At 50.2% G+C, this 422-nt stretch carries 1 protein-coding gene; it reads left to right on the top strand.

Translation table 11 applies throughout. The features are described 5' to 3' along the window. Window positions 1-146: 146 nt before the first annotated feature. Complete coding sequence (gene yacA / locus KPY62_RS13555; protein WP_000079943.1) at window positions 147-416, top strand: type II toxin-antitoxin system antitoxin YacA; 270 nt, start codon at window positions 147-149, stop codon at window positions 414-416. The last annotated feature ends 6 nt before the right edge of the window (window positions 417-422 follow it).

The raw sequence follows: 422 nt of genomic DNA, 5'->3' as shown, positions 1-422 counted from the left end.
GGCTTACGCCGGGCTTCGGCGGTTTTACTCCGGTATCATATGAAACAATGGAGTGCCGCCTTCCATGCCGCTGGCGCGGCATATCCTGGTGACGATATCTGAATCGTTATATACTGTGTATATACGTAGTAATGACGAGGTGATAAATGGCACAGGTTAATATGAGTTTAAGAATCGACGCTGAACTGAAGGATGCTTTTATGGCCGCTGCAAAAAGCATGGACCGTAATGGCTCTCAGTTAATCCGGGATTTTATGCGGCAGACCGTTGAACGGCAGCATAATACCTGGTTCCGTGACCAGGTTGAGGCAGGACGCCAGCAACTTGAGCGCGGTGATGTGCTTTCCCATGACATGGTCGAATCCTCAGCTACCGCATGGCGGGATGAAATGAGCAGGAAGGTTGCCGGTAAATGATGGAGA

Source organism: Psychrobacter sp. TAE2020, from assembly GCF_018919485.1.
Taxonomy (GTDB): Bacteria; Pseudomonadota; Gammaproteobacteria; order Pseudomonadales; family Moraxellaceae; genus Psychrobacter.
This window is presented reverse-complemented; position numbering and strand designations above follow the sequence as displayed.

Bases quoted from the DNA above. Each gene is read 5' to 3' on its own strand.
- yacA (WP_000079943.1), top strand. From the start codon at position 147: ATGGCACAGGTTAATATGAGTTTAAGAATCGACGCTGAACTGAAGGAT.